15 protein-coding genes are annotated in these 17,582 nt (G+C 39.9%); 3 read left to right on the top strand and 12 right to left on the bottom strand.

Translation table 11 applies throughout. The annotated features are described in order from the left end of the window. Positions 1 to 150: 150 nt before the first annotated feature. The 7 genes from ACTHN6_RS16420 to ACTHN6_RS16450 form a co-directional block, all read right to left on the bottom strand. Positions 151 to 1,185, bottom strand: coding sequence for a DUF2806 domain-containing protein (locus tag ACTHN6_RS16420; RefSeq protein WP_440436863.1), 1,035 nt, complete (start codon positions 1,183 to 1,185; stop codon positions 151 to 153). A gap of 239 nt (positions 1,186 to 1,424) precedes the next feature. Then, complete coding sequence (locus ACTHN6_RS16425) at positions 1,425 to 1,958, bottom strand: hypothetical protein (RefSeq protein ID WP_440436864.1); 534 nt, start codon at positions 1,956 to 1,958, stop codon at positions 1,425 to 1,427. Positions 1,959 to 2,739: 781 nt separating this feature from the next. Beyond that, a complete protein-coding gene (locus ACTHN6_RS16430; RefSeq protein WP_440436865.1) occupies positions 2,740 to 4,170 on the bottom strand; it encodes a TolC family protein in 1,431 nt (476 codons plus the stop codon). Positions 4,171 to 4,192: 22 nt separating this feature from the next. Beyond that, positions 4,193 to 4,858: an ABC transporter ATP-binding protein gene (locus tag ACTHN6_RS16435; protein WP_440436866.1), complete on the bottom strand. Its 666-nt coding sequence runs from the start codon at positions 4,856 to 4,858 to the stop codon at positions 4,193 to 4,195. 176 nt (positions 4,859 to 5,034) lie between these two features. Then, positions 5,035 to 5,535, bottom strand: a complete 501-nt coding sequence (locus ACTHN6_RS16440; RefSeq protein ID WP_440436867.1) for an N-acetyltransferase family protein — start codon at positions 5,533 to 5,535, stop codon at positions 5,035 to 5,037. Between the two features lies 1 nt (position 5,536). After that, positions 5,537 to 6,136 carry a phosphatase PAP2 family protein gene (locus ACTHN6_RS16445; RefSeq protein WP_440436868.1) on the bottom strand — a complete coding sequence of 200 codons (600 nt, stop codon included), beginning with the start codon at positions 6,134 to 6,136 and terminating at the stop codon, positions 5,537 to 5,539. A 29-nt stretch (positions 6,137 to 6,165) separates the two neighbouring features. After that, positions 6,166 to 8,853, bottom strand: coding sequence for a valine--tRNA ligase (locus tag ACTHN6_RS16450; protein ID WP_440436869.1), 2,688 nt, complete (start codon positions 8,851 to 8,853; stop codon positions 6,166 to 6,168). 272 nt (positions 8,854 to 9,125) lie between these two features. On the opposite strand from ACTHN6_RS16450, the gene ACTHN6_RS16455 reads away from it, so the two are divergent. The 3 genes from ACTHN6_RS16455 to pbpC all read left to right on the top strand — a co-directional run bounded on the left by ACTHN6_RS16455 (position 9,126) and on the right by pbpC (position 13,470). Continuing rightward, complete coding sequence (locus ACTHN6_RS16455) at positions 9,126 to 10,457, top strand: exonuclease domain-containing protein (protein ID WP_440436870.1); 1,332 nt, start codon at positions 9,126 to 9,128, stop codon at positions 10,455 to 10,457. Positions 10,458 to 10,716: 259 nt separating this feature from the next. Beyond that, entirely contained in the window at positions 10,717 to 10,974 is a 258-nt protein-coding gene (locus ACTHN6_RS16460; protein ID WP_143075835.1) for a YtxH domain-containing protein, read from the top strand. A 186-nt stretch (positions 10,975 to 11,160) separates the two neighbouring features. Continuing rightward, a complete protein-coding gene (gene pbpC, locus ACTHN6_RS16465; protein WP_440436871.1) occupies positions 11,161 to 13,470 on the top strand; it encodes a penicillin-binding protein 1C in 2,310 nt (769 codons plus the stop codon). Here pbpC and ACTHN6_RS16470 read toward each other — a convergent pair whose 3' ends face one another. The 5 genes from ACTHN6_RS16470 to pdhA form a co-directional block, all read right to left on the bottom strand. Further along, positions 13,471 to 14,496 carry a Smr/MutS family protein gene (locus ACTHN6_RS16470; RefSeq protein ID WP_440436872.1) on the bottom strand — a complete coding sequence of 342 codons (1,026 nt, stop codon included), beginning with the start codon at positions 14,494 to 14,496 and terminating at the stop codon, positions 13,471 to 13,473. It abuts the gene before it with no gap. A gap of 17 nt (positions 14,497 to 14,513) precedes the next feature. Then, the gene (locus ACTHN6_RS16475; protein ID WP_440436873.1) at positions 14,514 to 15,230 is read right to left on the bottom strand and encodes a (Fe-S)-binding protein; all 717 of its coding nucleotides are present in this window, start codon (positions 15,228 to 15,230) and stop codon (positions 14,514 to 14,516) included. Between the two features lie 89 nt (positions 15,231 to 15,319). Beyond that, a complete protein-coding gene (gene ribH / locus ACTHN6_RS16480) occupies positions 15,320 to 15,802 on the bottom strand; it encodes a 6,7-dimethyl-8-ribityllumazine synthase (RefSeq protein ID WP_440436874.1) in 483 nt (160 codons plus the stop codon). Beyond that, the gene (locus ACTHN6_RS16485) at positions 15,802 to 16,494 is read right to left on the bottom strand and encodes a tetratricopeptide repeat protein (protein ID WP_440436875.1); all 693 of its coding nucleotides are present in this window, start codon (positions 16,492 to 16,494) and stop codon (positions 15,802 to 15,804) included. The genes ribH and ACTHN6_RS16485 overlap by 1 nt, the downstream gene beginning before the upstream one ends. 43 nt (positions 16,495 to 16,537) lie before the next feature. Continuing rightward, positions 16,538 to 17,533 (bottom strand): pyruvate dehydrogenase (acetyl-transferring) E1 component subunit alpha, encoded by a 996-nt coding sequence (pdhA, locus tag ACTHN6_RS16490; protein ID WP_440436876.1) that lies wholly within the window; start codon positions 17,531 to 17,533, stop codon positions 16,538 to 16,540. Positions 17,534 to 17,582 lie beyond the last annotated feature (49 nt).

The raw sequence follows: 17,582 nt of genomic DNA on the forward strand, positions 1-17,582 counted from the left end.
TAAAAAACAAACCTGATAGTTTGCTCAAATACCCTTGCATCGCAGACCGGCAACCCCATAATGTAACACCGGCAACCGTAGGTTCCGTTCAACAGCGCTTTCATTGTTCGTCCTGCGGACGCAACGAATGCTTAGTTATTGGCTGTAGTTTTATATTTCCATGAGGTTCGTGTGCCTTATTGCATCACCTTCAAAGCTCAATATGTTTCCGTATTTAGTAGTTGTGTCAGCTCTTTTTAGAAATGATGCAATTTCTTTTAAATAATCTAAAGACGGTGAAATGTTTAGTAGCTTCAATACTTCAACACCTGTCTTTGTAAATAACTCGACTGGTAGTCTTTGTTCAGAAGCATTAGCTTGCCTTTCGACAACCAAAACAAGGTTTCCATATAATATAGGTGTCCTTGTAAGTGAAGTGTTAGGCTTGAAATGGTATGTGATAAAATCGCCTGGTTGGATAATTCCAATTTCTGTCAGTAAAGCAACATCATAATAAGATATTCCATACTTTTCCAGTGCGCTGTCATTGCCCTTGTACAACAAATAATCGTTCCTAATCTTAATCACAAAGTTTGCGATTTTAGTTATTATGTCGGCTTCTTCTTTACTTAAATTTCTGATTAGCTCTAACGTTCTCAGAGAGTAAGATTGGGGTCGTTTTATTTCACCTGCTAATATTTTACCCCAGAGCGATTGCATTTCCTCATTTGAAATGTCTTCGGCAATATTGAAAAACCTATTCATCCAATCCTCATCGATTGGTTTATTATCAATTGCTGGTTCATCTTTAAGTTGTTCCGCTGCAATGCTTGTAATACTTTCAATATTGTGTTGTTTTTTTGCTTGTTGAAATAACAATCGTTCTTGCGTTCTACTTTCTAAATCTGGTGAGGGAAGTTGTGAAATGTTAACTGGGGTTGGTTGGGACGGCGAAGAAATTTGCAACTTCTCCTCCTTGTACTCAATTCCACCTGTGCCAGTGAAATTGTCTTTTACAGCACTTGCAATTATTTTCATTTCTTCAGCCCTTGCCTGTGCAAGAGCCTTAATTTCGTAAGCCTTTGTGTCAATATCTTTTTTGTCAAAATATTGCTTGGTCAGTCTGCCCGTCATTTTCCCAATAATATCGATTAGCTTATCAATTGGGAGTATTTTACCAAGACCGAGAATGTCGCTCAAACTCATAATATCATTTTGAAAATTACAGCCAACGTTGAAGCATTTGTGATGGCATGGCAATAGCGAACTGTCAGCCTGGAACAAATGCTTAATTGAAAAATGTTGAAGTTAAGAACTAATGACCAACAGCGTAATGTCTGCCGAAAACATAGCTGAAAAATGTTTTGCCGCCGATTGCCAACGTCCAGCCATGCTATTGCAAATGCACTGTTACCTGCAGCCGTGGTCATTATGAATGTAATTGTCTAAATCGAAATTTTGATTGTTTGCAGCGAGTCAATAAGCTCTGAACCTCCATAGTCAGAAACGCTTTCTTTTCCGTTGCTGTCCCACGTTTTCCATTGTCCCACCTTTTCATTGTTAAAGCGTATCCCTTCTTCTTGCTTATGTTCGCCACAACCCCACCACGTCGAAAGTCCATATGCGTTTTTATTGACGAAGATGCCTTCAAAAGCAACTTTTCCGCTGGGACAGATTTCTCTTCGAAGTTCAAACTTCCCGTCAGACGAATAGTGGGTTTCTACTACCTGTTCACCTGTCTCTCTATACCACTTCTCAATCGTCGGCATACCTCGATTAAAATATTTTACTTTATGAGGCTTGCCATCATCGTAGTTTTCTGTATGTGTGCTGTCGGCAGCCTTATTTGATTGTTCGAGTATAGCTTGCTTTGTTTCCTTGTACCATGTGTCCGGATCGAATTTATGTGACGTGTCTTTGCATGATGTGAGAAAAATAGTGGCTACTGTCAGAATTGTCAGTAAGAATTTAATGCTCATTGTTGTGTTAGTTCGATTTGAGTTTTGGGTCGCGGCAGGTTGCAGGTAACGGCTCAGGTATTTGTGTTCGGCGGGAACAGCGTTCCCGTCGGCTTATAACCGAAGCTAAATTAATAAACAAAAGCGGATGAAAATTCTGTTGCCGCCAGCGTTCCGTCGCGATGACGACGGAACGCTTAATTGAAAAACTTTAGTTGAGCAAACTTCGTGTCAGCCCCGCTGACACAAATACGCTTGTTACATGCACACTTGAGCGAATAAAACACAATAACATTGAATTATGTACAAACGAAACTTTTTGCATAAAGTGCAGCACAATTACAGTCAACTGCGTGTTGTCCACTGTCCGCCAAAACCACTTTGCAAATAATTGCTGAGTAGAATTACTACTGCTTAAAGTCCTGCCCAATAGCGATTCGTCTGCCGGTTGAAATGAATGCTTTGCGAATAATGTTTGCAACTTAAAAAAACAACCACTTTTTACTGATGCTTAATTGAAATGCAAAAGCTGATGATTAATACAATTTACCAAAGCTGAATAGCATTGTTGATGCCGAAGTTTATACAAGTTGCATGTAACACAAAGATTTACGAATATTCCACGCAGTTCCAAAAAAAATTACCATTTGATTTTCAATACTCACCGCTTTCGTTTTTTGTATTGCCGTTGCGGCAATCAATTTATACCCTAAAAACCCGGATGCCATCTTACACGTTACAAACCCTATCCTGATTTTCAGGATAGGGTTTGCCGCCATCAGAAAATCCGTATAAAGATTAATCAAAATTTCAGTTTGCCGCTATAATAATCAACCACCATAGCACTTAAAACATAATTGTATTTGGCAATAATGAGGTTCAGGTTTGCCTGGTCGTAATTGTTCTTGGCAATAACATAATCTACAGAAGTAACAGCGCCGGCATTGAATTTTATTTCAGCAATGCGAAAAGATTCTTTATAGGCATTTACCTGGTTGGTAAGCGTTGCAAACCGGTCCCTGGCCGATACTACGTTGGCATGCGCCTGTTCTATATTTTGCTGCAACTGCGTTTTAGTGGTTTTTAAAACGATCTCTGCATCTTTCTGTTGCAACAACGCTGTTTTTATTTGCGTTCTGTTTCTAAAATTATTCAGCAGCGGTATGCTTATGCCAACGCTGAATGAATTATAAAAGTTATTGGAAAACTGGTTACCATAAGGTATTTTTTGAGATATATAATTATTCTGCACCGTATACACAGGAAGTTTGTCGCCATTACTCAGTACATAATTATCTGTGGCTATGTCATTTGAACCGGTAAACTGCTGCGTGGCGGCCGCACTTGAATAGTTGGTAGATAAACCACCATTGAAATACAAGGAAGGATAACGCTGCGAACGGTAACTTTTTACACCATATACGGCGCTGCTTTGTCTTAATTCAGCAGCTTTAACTATGGCAAGGTTTTGTAAAGCCAACCTGTAAATAGAATCTGTGTTTAACATGGTATTATCTGTAATGTCGGCAATATTTATTGCTTCAATTGCCATGTTCTTATTGTAAAGAATGTTAAGCAGTTGTGCCAGTGTTATTTTGGCTGTTTGCAAATTATTATCAGCACTTACTACTGCCAATTCATTTTGTGCATATACGCCTTTAAGGTCAGATAATTCTTCCGGCCCAATGCTGCCATCCTCATTTAATATTTCAAGCCGCTCCACCTGTTTTGAAGATACATCCTGTTGTTGCCGGGCAGCAGAAAGCAATTCTTCATTGGTTAATATTTGCAGGTATTGAAGAATTACATTTAAAGCCACGGCATCTTTTTGCTGCTGAATCTCGAATTCGCTTGCCTGGAAGGCCAGCTTGTTTTGTTTAATGGCGCGCTGGATGGAGAAAAAGTTAAACAGTGTAAGGCTGGTGTTTAAACCATAATTGCCGTACCTGATCGTTTGGTTTGAATAAGAGTTTGTGTAAGGATCAATGCTGCGGCCGTTTTGTACACCATGGCTTATATCTCCATTTAATGTGGGAATCATATAACCTTTTGCATTTTGCCAGTTAGCCTTTGAAATGCCTGATGTTACTTCGCTTCGCTGCACATCGTTATTATTTTCTAAAGCTAATTGTATGCATTGCTGCAATGTAAGTTTGGCCATTGTGGAATCAGCCTGTGCAAATATTGCTGTGCTTATAATTGTAAGCAATGCTATTAATGTAGTTCTTATCATAATCCGGTTCTTCATATACTTTTTACTGTTCAATTCTTCCATCTAATAAATTAATAATGCGGGAGCCATATTCAGCATTCTTTTCAGAATGGGTTACCTGTATAATGGTTACGCCATCTTCTTCATTCAGCGTTTTAAATAATTCCATTATTTCCTCGCCTTGTTTGGAATTAAGGTTGCCGGTGGGCTCATCAGCCAATAATAATTTTGGATTGGCAACAAGCGCCCTTGCTATGCCCACCAACTGTTGCTGGCCACCGCTTAACTGCGTTGGAAAAAGATCTTTTTTACCAACGATATTAAAACGGTCGAGTATATCTGCCACGATGGCTTTTCTTTCAGATGTTTTGGAGTTCTGGTAAATTAAAGGCGTTTCAATATTTTCATATACTGTCAATTCATCAATAAGATGATAAGCCTGGAAAACAAAACCGATATATTGTTTGTACAATTGGGAACGATGTTTTTCTTTCAGTTTATTTACATGCTCTCCCATAAAGAAATAATCGCCTTCATTAAATTCATCCAGCATGCCCAGTACATTTAATAAAGTAGATTTCCCCGAACCGGAAGGGCCCATTACAGAAACAAATTCGCCTTGTTGAATCGTAAGATTTATATCTTTCAGAAGATAAGTTTTAGCGCCGCCTATTGTTATCCATTTTGAAAGATGTTGTAATTCTATCATGCAGATTAATTTAATGTACCTCAAGTATAAGAAAGATGTACCAATTAACACAAGTATTGAAAAGCAATTAGTTAGCAAAGAAACAAATAAGTAAGGTGTCCGGTTTCGATACAGTTAATGTTCATTTTCAGCATAGGATATTTTGCATGACGGGACTGCATATAACAGGTAAACTGCTACTTTAATTTCTTTTCCATGATATAATCATTCATAAAATAACCTGAGCCAATATCAATATCTTCTTCACCAATTACTTTAAAACCCAGCCGTTCATACATACCCTTTGCTTTGTTATGGCGGTTTACATTCAGTAACAATGCTGTTGCATTTTCTTTTTGTATCGATTGAATGATGTATTCAATCAGCAACCTGCCAATGCCTTTTCCCTGGTGTGATGGAAGAATGTAAATCTTATTGAGTTTATAAATGGTGTTTTTAAGCAAACTGTAATCAGCATAAGCAACAGGATCACCATGCGCTTCAGCCAGTAAAAAGAAATGGCCCTGCTGTGCCTGGCTTTGTAATGATGGCTTGCTGTAAATAAGGTTCAGCATATAATTTATTTGTTCAGCAGAAAGTATATCTCCAAATGTTGGCGGCCAGATTGTATGCGCCATTGCATGTATGGTGTCTATATCTGCTGTTGTCGCCTTGCGAATTATTATATCCGAAGCCATTTTACTTAAAAATTTTTTTACTGATCCAGTGTGATATGAATGCGCTGCCGGCACCGATAACTGCGCCTCCGATTACATCAGTAGGATAATGTTCGCCTAAATACAATCTTGAGTAACCAACACCGGCGGCCCAGGCATAAGCGGGCACAACGATGTACCATTTTTTATATTGCAACGAAACACTTGTTGCCGCTGCAAAAGCCAAGGTTACGTGCCCCGAAGGAAATGACTTTCCATCTTCATATTTGTACGGATAAACATCGTTGTATTTTTGAAAAGGCCGTTGCCGGTCGAATACCTGCTTCATAATGGTTGTAGCGCCGGCAGCAATAACCACGCTGCCCGCAATTTCATAAGCTTTATACTCATCCTTCTTGTTGTGAGTGATCTTACTTTCAACAAACAAGCTAACCGGCACTGCAATGCTTACAGGGTAAGCAGAGCTCGAAACACCTTTCCATACAAATGAATTGGGATGTTGGGGATTAATATCCCTCAATAAATTAATATCCCAGTTTTGCGCATTGGTTTTTAAACCAATAAAAAAGCATCCTGCAATTAAGATGCTTTTAAAAATTCTGATGTTTAAAAGTTTCAACATTTAAAATTTCAATGATTTGTTAATCCTGTTTAGATAAGATTCTTCAAACTTTCTTGCAGTGTTTTAATTCTTGCTTCGGCATCAGCCTGCTTCTTTCTCTCCAGTTCAACAATTTCCGGTTTTGCATTTTGTACAAAACGTTCATTGTTCAATTTTTTTTGTACCGATTGTAAAAAATTTTTCTGGTAAACAAGGTCTTTTTCAAGCTCCGCTTTTAATGTGGCCGTATCTGCCTGCTGTTCACTCTTGATGTAGAATTTATCTTCCTCATTGGTCGTGACAATTGAACCTGTAATGTTTTCCTGGGTGAATGAAAGAGAAGCCGCATTCACCTGCTTCTTTAAAATTTCTTCAAAGCTGGTATATGTTTCTTTGTTGGCCGATTGAATAAATAACTCAATGCTTTCTTTTGGCTTGATGTTATTCTTATTCCTGGCATCGCGGATAGTAGTAATTACATTCTTCAACAAGTGTCCCTGCCGTAAAACTTCCATTGACCATTGATTATCCACCATTGACTGCTTCACACAAATATCATCGTCGTGCTTTTGCAGTAAATGATAAATTTCTTCTGTAACAAACGGCATGAATGGATGCAGGAGTTGCATCAACTCTTCAAAAAATTCAATGGTTTTATTATAAACACCGGCATCAATGGACTGTTCAAAGCCTGGTTTAATCCATTCGAGATACCAGCTGCAGAAATCATCCCATATCAAAGAATAAATTGTTTTTAAAGCTTCGCTTAATTTAAATTGTTCATATAACTTTTCTATTTCAAGTTTGGCTTCATTCAATCTTTGTTCAAACCATGTAACGGCGAAGTTTTCGGTTGACTGTTGACTCTTGGCTGTTGACCGGCTTTCCCACATCTTCACCAGCTTCATTGCGTTCCATATTTTATTGATGAAGAAGCTGCCTTGTTTTAATGTGCTTTCTTCTTTTACATCAAACAATAAATCGTTGCCGGCGGGAGAGGAGATGAGTATGCCAAAGCGAACGGCATCCGCACCATATTTATCTATCAGCGCCAACAGGTCTGGCGAATTACCTAAACTTTTACTCATCTTTCTGCCCAGTTCATCCCGCACAATACCGGTGAAATAAACATTGCTGAAAGGCTTTTCGTGCTTGTATTCGTACCCGCTTATGATCATCCTTGCCACCCAAAAGAAAATTATTTCCGGCGCGGTAACCAATGTTTGTGTGGGATAATAATATTCAATGTCTTTATTGCCTGGATCAGATAAACCTCTAAACACTTCCATCGGCCAAAGCCATGAAGAGAACCAGGTATCCAATACGTCTTCATCCTGAATCAGCTTCGAGCTTCGAGCTTCGGGCTGTGAGCCTTCTTTTCTCGCAGCTCGCGGCTCACGACTCATAGCCTGTTGTAAAGCTTCCTCCTCACTCTCCGCCACATAAAAATTTCCTTCTTCATCATACCAGGCAGGAATGCGCTGGCCCCACCAAAGCTGGCGGCTCACACACCAGTCTTTTACATTCTCCATCCAATACCTATATGTGTTTACATATTTGGGTGGAAAGAATTTTATCGTTTCATCCAATACGGCTTTTAAAGCAGGCTCACTTAATTTTTTCATACTGAGCCACCATTGTAAACTTAGTTTTGGCTCTACCACTGCATCGCTACGCTCACTGTAACCCACCTGGTTTTTATAATCTTCAATCTTTACAATATGTTTGGCTTCTTCCAGCGCTGCTACCATTTTTTTGCGGGCTTCAAACCTGTCTTCGCCAACAAATAACTGCGCAGCTTCACTCAACGTGCCGTCATCATTCAAAATATCAATTACCTCAAGGCCATATTTTTTACCGATGTTATAATCGTTCATATCATGTGCCGGCGTAATTTTCAGTGCCCCAGTACCAAATTCCATTTCCACATAATCATCGGCGATAATGGGAATGCGCCGGTTGATTAAAGGCACCAATGCCGTTTTGCCAACCAAATGTTTATAACGTTCATCTTTGGGGCTTACACAAATAGCCGTATCGCCCAATATTGTTTCCGGGCGAACGGTGGCAATTACAATACTGCCCGGGGAAGCCAGGTCGTGCAGCCCTACAGCCGATTCTTCAATTACATTATACCTTACATAATATAATTTACTGTTGGTTTCTTTGTAAATAACCTCTTCATCGCTCAGCGCTGTTTTGGCTTTCACATCCCAGTTTATCATGCGTTCGCCGCGATAAATAAGGCCTTTGTTATAGAGGTCAACAAACACTTTAATCACTGTTTTATAATAGTGATCGTCCATCGTAAAAGTGGTGCGGTCCCAATCGGCGCTGCAGCCAAGTTTTCTAAGCTGCTGCAAAATAATGCCGCCATATTTATCTTTCCATTCCCAGGCATATTTTAAAAACTCTTGGCGGCTTAAGGAAGCTTTTGTAATATTTCTTTCACGCAGCATTTGCACCACTTTGGCCTCTGTGGCAATAGATGCATGGTCTGTGCCCGGCACCCAGCAGGCATTTTTACCGTGCATGCGGGCGTGGCGAATCAATACGTCCTGGATGGTATTGTTTAAGGCATGGCCCATGTGCAGCACGCCGGTTACGTTTGGCGGCGGTATTACAATCGTATAAGGCTCCCTTTCATCCGGCGTGCTGCTGAAATATTTCTTTTCAATCCAGTGTGCATACCATTTTGCCTCAGCTTCCGTATGATTAAAATTTTTTGATAATTCCATGTTTAATTATTAATCGCTTCGCTCTTAATGATTTTTATTTTTTTTGTTACCGGCTGAAGTACAGGTGGCAGCCCGGTTGTGTCACTCCCTTGTGCTGCATAATGTTGTGCAGCAACAAGGGCGCAAAAATACTTAACTGCTTTTAATTGTCAGATAAATGAAACAGCTGGATAGCATATTGTTTTAATCAAAATAATATGCTTTCTTAACCTTGCTTATGTAAGCATGTAAACACTTTTTTGCTTTTTCTTTTTTAATTTTTACTTTGTAGCGTGTATGCTATTGTTGACATAGAAACTACGGGAAGCCATCCTGCGCAAAACGGTATTACCGAAATAGCAATTGTTTTGCATAATGGCACCGAAGTGGAAGGCCGGTATGAAACACTTATTAATCCCGGCTATCCCATTCCTTCTTTCATTACTTACCTTACCGGCATCAGTAATGACGCAGTTGCAACTGCACCATCTTTCTCTGAAGTGGCGCAGCATATTCATAACCTTTTAAGCAACCGTATTTTTATAGCACATAATGTAAACTTCGATTATACTTTCATCCGGCATCATTTGCAGGAAAATGGTTATCACTGGCTGCCTAAAAAACTATGCACCCTTAAGCTCAGCCGTAAAGCATTCCCCGGTATGGCTAAATATGGCCTGGGGCATCTTTGTCAGGTATTGGAAATACCGGTTGTAAACCGCCACCGTGCCGGTGGCGATGCAGATGCAACAGCCATTTTGTTTCAGAAAATATTAAAAGAAGGCGGTGAAAAGATTATTAAAGATTTTCTGAAAAAAGATAATCATGAACAAATTCTCCCGCCCAATCTTCCCAAGGAAAGTATCCAGAAACTGCCTTATGTGCCGGGTGTTTATTATTTCCACAATGCCAAAGGGAAAATAATTTATGTGGGCAAGGCCAAGAATTTAAAGAAGCGTGTGCTTAGCCATTTTACAGGATTGAACCCCGGAAAAAAACGGCAGGAATTTTTACGGAATATTTATGAAGTAACATTTACAGAATGCCCCACTGAGTTTACAGCTTTCATTCTTGAAAGCGTAGAAATAAAAAAATACTGGCCGGAATATAACTTCAGCCAGAAACGGGCTGAACAGTTTTATGGTATTTATCTCTTTGAAGATTCTGCAGGTTTTCTTCGCCTTGCCATTGATAAAAAAAGAAAACATACCGAACCTGTGGCCAGCTTTACGCTGCTGGGCGATGCACATCGTGCGTTGTGGAAAATGGTAAAGCAGTTTGAATTGCACCCGGCTTTATGTTTCCTGCAAAAACAATTACATATACCTGCCACCATTACCTGCGAATTGTATAATGAAAAAGTTATTCAGGCTGTAAACTTTCTGCAGAAAAACATGGGCTCATTTGCCATTATAGAATCGCCTGCCACCGGCAATCAAAAAAGCTGTGTACTGGTGGAAAATGGAAAATTTTATGGAATGGGTTTATTGCCGCATGACAACGAGTCATTTGACCCGGCTCATTTAAAAACCTATCTCACAACTTATCCTGAAAATGAAATGATCAGGACGCTTGTTAAATCTTATGTACAAAAAAATACAGAGAAGCTGGTTAAAGTAAATTGATGTTATTTTGTGTGGAGTAGTTTTCCCACAAAGCTCTTTGATTTTTTTATTCATGCCGTAATTACAGGATATAAGGTCTGGGCATGAAATTTTCAATACTGTTCCACATAAAACTATTAGTTATGGTATTAAGTGGCATTATTTGTTTAGGTATTAGTTGTTCAATTGCAGCGTTTGTGGGCAAAAGCAGGGTTTTACCAGACCAGGATTAATATGGCTTGATTTTAGAGTTGTATTCATTAATACTAAAATTTGATTTATGCATTTCAGAACATTTATGAATGGTGTGCTCGTTGGTATTTTGCTTGGTGTTTTATTTGCACCGGAAAGCGGGGAAGAAACCCGTAAAAAAATATCAAGAAGGGCGCAGGGTATTAAAGATAGTTATGACGAATTTGCCGGCGAAGTTTCTGAAACTTATGGCAAAGTAAAAACCCGGGCTAATGATCTTGTAAATCGTGCAAAAGATAAATATAATGAAATTAAAGGGGAATCAGAATCAATGTACGAGGTATAAATGATAGTTAAACGCTTTACATGAAAAACCCCGTGCCTGACTACCCCCGGTTTCTGCCGGGGGATTTTTTTTGTATGTACATTCGTACCTGTGTACCGCCTGCAAAACAAATTAACAGCACTACCCCTGCGAATAAAAGTTTTTCTGGGCATTACCTTGGTTTTTTTTATATGGTTTTGCCTTTGTTTGCCTGCAAACTTATTTCCCGCCCCAACCAGTTATATTATAGAAGATAAAGATGGTAACCTCTTAAATGCATCCATTGCCGAAGACGGCCAGTGGCGTTTTCCTTTTAATGAAAAGGTCCCCGATAAATTTGCCAAATGCATTACGACATTCGAAGATAAAAGGTTCTATTATCATCCTGGTGTTGACCCGGTTGCTTTTGCAAGAGCATTTGTTCAAAACATAAGATCGCGATCAACGGTAAGTGGCGCCAGCACACTAACCATGCAGGTTATACGCTTAAGCCGTGGCGCTCAAAACAGGAATATATTTAATAAGCTTATTGAAAGCATTTTAGCTGTAAGATTAGAATTCACTCATCGCAAAAAAACTGTGCTCGCTTTATATGCGTCCAATGCCCCATTCGGCAGCAATATAGTTGGGCTGGATGCCGCGGCCTGGCGCTATTTTGAACGAAGCCCTGAACAACTAAGCTGGGGAGAAACGGCTGCACTGGCCGTTTTGCCCAATGCACCGTCGCTGGTGCGGCCCGGAAAAAACCAGCAGGAATTATTAAGGAAAAGAAATTTTTTATTGGATAAACTGGCCGCTGCAAATATTATTGATTCAACTACCGCAGCGCTTTCAAAATCGGAGCCATTACCCGGCGAACCAAAACCACTTCCTCAATTTGCGCCGCATTTGCTGAACAGATTCAGGAAAGATATTGTTGCGCAGCAATTATCTTCCAATAAAAATATCTCAACAGGTATTCAAACAACAATAGATATTAACCTGCAAATGCAGGTAAATGATATTCTTAACCGGCATCACCGGCAATTGCAATCAAACCAGATAAACAATGCAGCAGCAATGGTGGTTGATGTTGAAAGCGGCAGCATACTCTCTTATATCGGCAATATTTATACGCCAGCAGATTCATCTGCTGAAAGTTATGTTGATGTGCTGGCGAGCAAACGTAGTCCCGGCAGCACTTTGAAACCTTTGCTGTATGCATCTCTGTTAAGCGAAGGGAAAATGCTGCCGCAACAATTGGTGCCTGATATTCCCACGCAGATAAATGGTTATGCACCCCAAAATTTTGATTTGGGTTATGATGGCGCAGTGCCTGCTAACCGTGCATTGGCAAGAAGCCTGAATATTCCTGCCGTTAAAATGCTGCAGCAATATCGGTTTCAGCGTTTTTATAATGTATTAAAGCAATGTGGGTTTACAACGCTTGATCATCCGCCTGGTTTTTATGGAATGAGCCTGATATTGGGAGGCTGTGAAATTTCACCGTACGAACTGTGCGGGGTGTATGCAAGCATGGCAAGAATGTATTTGCATCAACAGCAAAACAAAGGCAAATGGAATGCGGAGGATTGGTTTATGCCGCGATATGATCAACGGTCAATAGACAACAGTCCACAGTCAATAGAGACCGTTAAGCTGTTTGACTACACTTCATTGTGGCATACATTCAATGCTATGAACGAAGTGATGCGGCCGGGAGTAGAAGGCTTATGGGGAATGTTTCAATCGGCGCAGCGCATAGCATGGAAAACAGGAACGAGCTTTGGCTTTCGTGATGGCTGGGCAGTTGGCTTCACACCAAAATATTGCGTAGTGGTTTGGGTGGGTAACACCACCGGCGTTGGCCGTCCCGGCTTAACGGGCATTAACACGGCGGCGCCGATCATGTTCGATATTTTCAGAACATTGCCGCAATCAAAATGGTTTCAGCCGCCGCAGTACGATTTTGCTTATTTACCTGTTTGCCATCAATCCGGTTTTAAAGCCGGTGAATATTGTACAGATATTGATACCATGCTTGTTTCCGCAAATGCACAGCAGGCGGCGGTTTGCCCATATCATCATATTATTCATCTTGATAACACCGAAAGTTATCGTGTAACAGCCAATTGTGTTTCTCCATCCGAAATGGTACATCAAAAATGGTTTGTGCTGCCGCCAACCATGGAGTTTTATTATAAGCAACGGCATGCGGGCTATAAAATATTACCACCTTTTATGAGCGGATGTTTGAGTGAAATACAATCCGCATTTGAGATTGTTTATCCGCAGGAAGGGGCAAGAATATCAGTACCGAAAGAAATAACCGGTGAAAAGGGCCGGACAGTTTTTACCGTAACGGCACGTAATAACCAGGCTAAATTATTCTGGAGCATAGATGATATGTATATAGGCGAAACAGAAAATTTTCACCAGATGGCGGTTAACCCTGCACCAGGAAAACATGTATTAACTGTGGTGGATGAAAATGGAGAATCGGTTGTGCGAAATTTTGAGATTGTAGAAGACGAGTAATTAATACTGAAAATAAATTTCTGTTGCTCCATAACCATATCGCGGATGATATTGGTTGATGAATGTTTTTACTTCTCTTTTTGTTTTCAGAATATCATGGATTTCATCACGCAGTTTGCCGCTGCCAACGCCATGAATAACGGTAAAGGATGGTAAGTGATGCGCCAGCGCCAGTTCATACCACTTCTCAAATTCTCTTAGCTGAATTGTGAGGATTTCAAAATTGCTTAAACGCTGCCACTCATCTGTAAGTTTCTCCATATGCAGGTCAACAACACTGCGGGCAGGTTCTAAATGTTCCCGGATTCTGTCAGCCTGGTAAACTTTATTTTTCCTGAGAATATTTGGTGTGAGCTCTACTTTTTCTTCAATAGCTTTTTCGGGATACGTATCAAACAGTGTGAAATTAATGGAAGGTTCATTTTTCTCTTTCATTTCTTCAATGCGCTGAAAGAGCTGTTTTGGCTTTAGTTTGATGGATGTTTCATAATATTCAGCCTTATTTTTTTCAGGCGTTATCAAACTAAATTCAAAATTGAAGAAAGGATTATCATTAAAATCGCTGAAAGGAATATCATGCAGGTAAAAATCATTACGCATTAATATATCACCTTTCAGTTCAAACTCTTCATTACCAAAAAAGCCCTGTACATACTGAAATTTATAACCTATGGTATTTTTATTGACGAGATATAACTTAAACAATTCCACCATTTCATCACCAAATTCATCCATTGTAAATTTTGGAATAAAAGAAAGCCAGACGCCTTCTTCCCTTATTGTTTGCTGCGCCTTTTTTTTCTCTTTCGGAATGTCGTCAATGTATGTTTTTGCAGGTTTTTTTACTGGTACATTTTTCTTATTGGTAAAACGTTTAAAATAAGGAAAGTCAACCTGGTCTGTGTAAACAGGAAAGCGAACGCCGCGTACCTCCACGAGCAACATTTTGTCATTAATGATCTCTGCTACTTTTCCTTCTTCGTTCGTGTGTAAAATAATTATATCGTCTCCGGGCTGGTATTTCACAATTTAAATCTTCTTAATTAAAAATTAGCCAGTACATCTGCCAGGTGCAGTACCTTAAGATCAGCGTGTTTATTTTTTATACAGCCATCGATATGCATAAGGCAGCTCATATCTGTACTGATGATATATTCCGCTTTTGTTTCTGCGGCGTTTGTAATTTTTTGATCAGCCATTGCAATACTGACAGGTTCAAATTTAACGGCAAAAGAGCCGCCGAAGCCGCAACAGGTTTCCACGTCGTTCATCTCCACCAATTGCAAACCCTTTACGTTTTGTAAAAGTGTGCGCGGTTCCTGCTTTATGTGGCATTCGCGCAGGGCGGCACAACTATCGTGGTAAGTGGCCGTGGCATTAAAGCTTGCATTAAAATCAGTGTAATGTAAAACGTTTACCAGGAAATCGCTGAGCTCATAAATGCGCTTTTTTATATCTTCCACTTCTGCTTTTTGTATGGTGTTTTCAAAAAGCTTTTCATAATAATTTTTTACAAAACCAACGCAGCTTGCGCTTGGGCCAACAATATAATCGGCGCCGCTAAAGTCCTTCAAAAATTTTTTACAAACATCTTTTGCTTCGCCCCAAAAGCCTGCATTAAAACCGGCCTGCCCGCAGCAGGTTTGATTAGTATTGTAAGAAACGGTGCAACCTGCTTTTTCTAGCACTTTTACCATATTAAACCCAACGGAAGGATATAACTGGTCGATAAAACATGGTATAAAAATCTGAACATTCATTTCGAAAATAAGTTTGCTGAATAGCGATTCAACAGTACAAGGGAGTGACACAACCGTGCTCAATGCTTGTTATGTCGCTGATAACAAAATTACTTTTTTAATTTTCGGTTGAGGGCGATCATTTTAATGGCCGTTACGGCTGCTTCTTCACCCTTGTTACCGTGAGTGCCGCCAATGCGCTCTGCGGCCTGCTGCTCATCGTTTACAGTAAGCACACCGAAAATAGAGGGCACATCCAATACCATATTTAAAGAAAGAATGCCATCTGTAACAAATTTGCATACATAATCAAAGTGCGGTGTATCGCCGCGTATCACCGTGCCCAATGCTATAAACGCATCTGCTTTTTGCTGTTGGCTTTCTGCATAAGCTTTTATAGCAAAAGGTATTTCTACAGCGCCGGGAACCACGAGTGTTTTGCAGGCAATATTTTGCTGCTGTAATAATTGAATGGCGCCTTTTTCAAGCTGATCAACAATCACGCTGTTCCACTCGGTTTTTACAATAATGATAAAGGCATCCTTTAGTTTGGGGATGCCTTTGTTTAATGTTTTATTTCCCTTTGATGCCATTATTTCGTACTAAAATCGTTTGGAACTATACTTAAACGATAAATATATTTATCGGCTGCAAAACCACGGTTGGTATTCGGGAACTTTTCTTTGAGTTCTTTATATAAATCCAAAGCCTCAGTGGTTTTGCCTACTGTTTCGAGTTTTAATGCAGCGCGGAACAAATATTCGCTGCTCATGGTGGCATCGTCTGTAAACTCAGCAGCAGCTTTTTTGTAAGAAGCAACTGCCTCATCGTTTTTATTCAGTTCGCTGTAAGCATCGCCCAATGCGCCATAAGCCATCATTTGTATCTGTTTGGCACTTGTATTAAAATCCTTAAGATTCTCAACAGCTTTATTAAAATCGCCGGTTTTTAAATAGCATAAACCTGCATAATATTTTGCCAGCTTGCCCGTTTTAGTTGAACCGTAATTATTCATTACATAAATAAACCCGCGGTTATACTGGTCGCCGTTTAATGCGAGCTTTAAAGAATCTTCGCGAAAATATTGCTCTGCTTTCCACATAGCATTTTGCGCTTCTGCTTCTTTAGGCGCCACAACATAATTCTGATAAGCAAACCATCCGCCTGCTATAACCACTATAGCAATAATAACAGCAATTATAGGTTTTTGATTGCGAAACCAAAACCGCTCCATGTTAAAAGATGTATCTCCCGTTTTTGCCTCATGCACATGCGCTTCAGCCATAAAAATATTAGGTATTAAAATTTAAAATAAAAAAAGCAAACCGTTAGTCAATTATAAAAGGATAATTTTTATCAGCATAAACATCTCTTAATACTTCGCTGTCTTCAGGCCATGGGCTTTCTTCGGCAAATTTTACTGATTCTTCCACGATACCATTTATACGCTCATCAATAGCCTTTATTTCTTCGTCAGAAGCAAACTTATTGTCTTTGATTGTTTTTAAAACAAGCAAAATAGGGTCTTTGCCTTTGTAATCTTCCAACTCTTCTTTTGTTCTGTATTTACCGGGATCGGAAATAGAGTGGCCTTTGTAGCGATAGGTTTTCATTTCCAACAGGGTAGGGCCGCCTTTTTCCCTGGCTCTTTTTACTGCCCTTGCAATGGCTTCATGCACCGCTTCTGTACTCATGCCATCAACTTTATCACCGGGCATTTCATAAGCATCAGCCAGTTTATAAATATCAACAACATTTGAAGTACGCTCAATAGATGTGCCCATTGCATAATTGTTGTTTTCACAAATAAATACAACGGGTATTTTCCACAACATGGCAAGATTAAATGTTTCATGCAAAACACCCTGCCTGGCAGCGCCATCGCCAAAAAAGCAAAGCACCACATTATCGGTGCCTTTATAAGCTTCGGCAAAAGCAATACCGGCGCCAACACCAATCTGTCCGCCCACTATGCCATGACCGCCATAAAAGAAATGTTCCTTGCTAAAAAAATGCATACTGCCGCCCTTACCTTTCGCAAGGCCTGTTGCTTTTCCATACAATTCAGCCATACACGCATTGGCACTGGCGCCTTTGGCCAAAGCCAGTCCATGATCGCGGTAAGCAGTAATAAAAATATCTTCCTGCCGTGTGGCTGTCATGCAACCGGCGGCAATGGCCTCCTGCCCAACATAAGCATGAAAGAAGCCACGGATTTTACCGGCCATCTTATACATTTCTTCAGCCTTAAGCTCAAACTGGCGTATGAGTTGCATTAACTCATACCAATATAAATAAGTCTCTTTAGTAAATTTTACAGGCACGCAGCTAAAATTTAGGCCGCAAATATAAGCGCAAACGGTAAATAAGCCA

This window comes from Parafilimonas sp. (assembly GCF_051953455.1).
Classification (GTDB): Bacteria; Bacteroidota; Bacteroidia; order Chitinophagales; family Chitinophagaceae; genus Parafilimonas.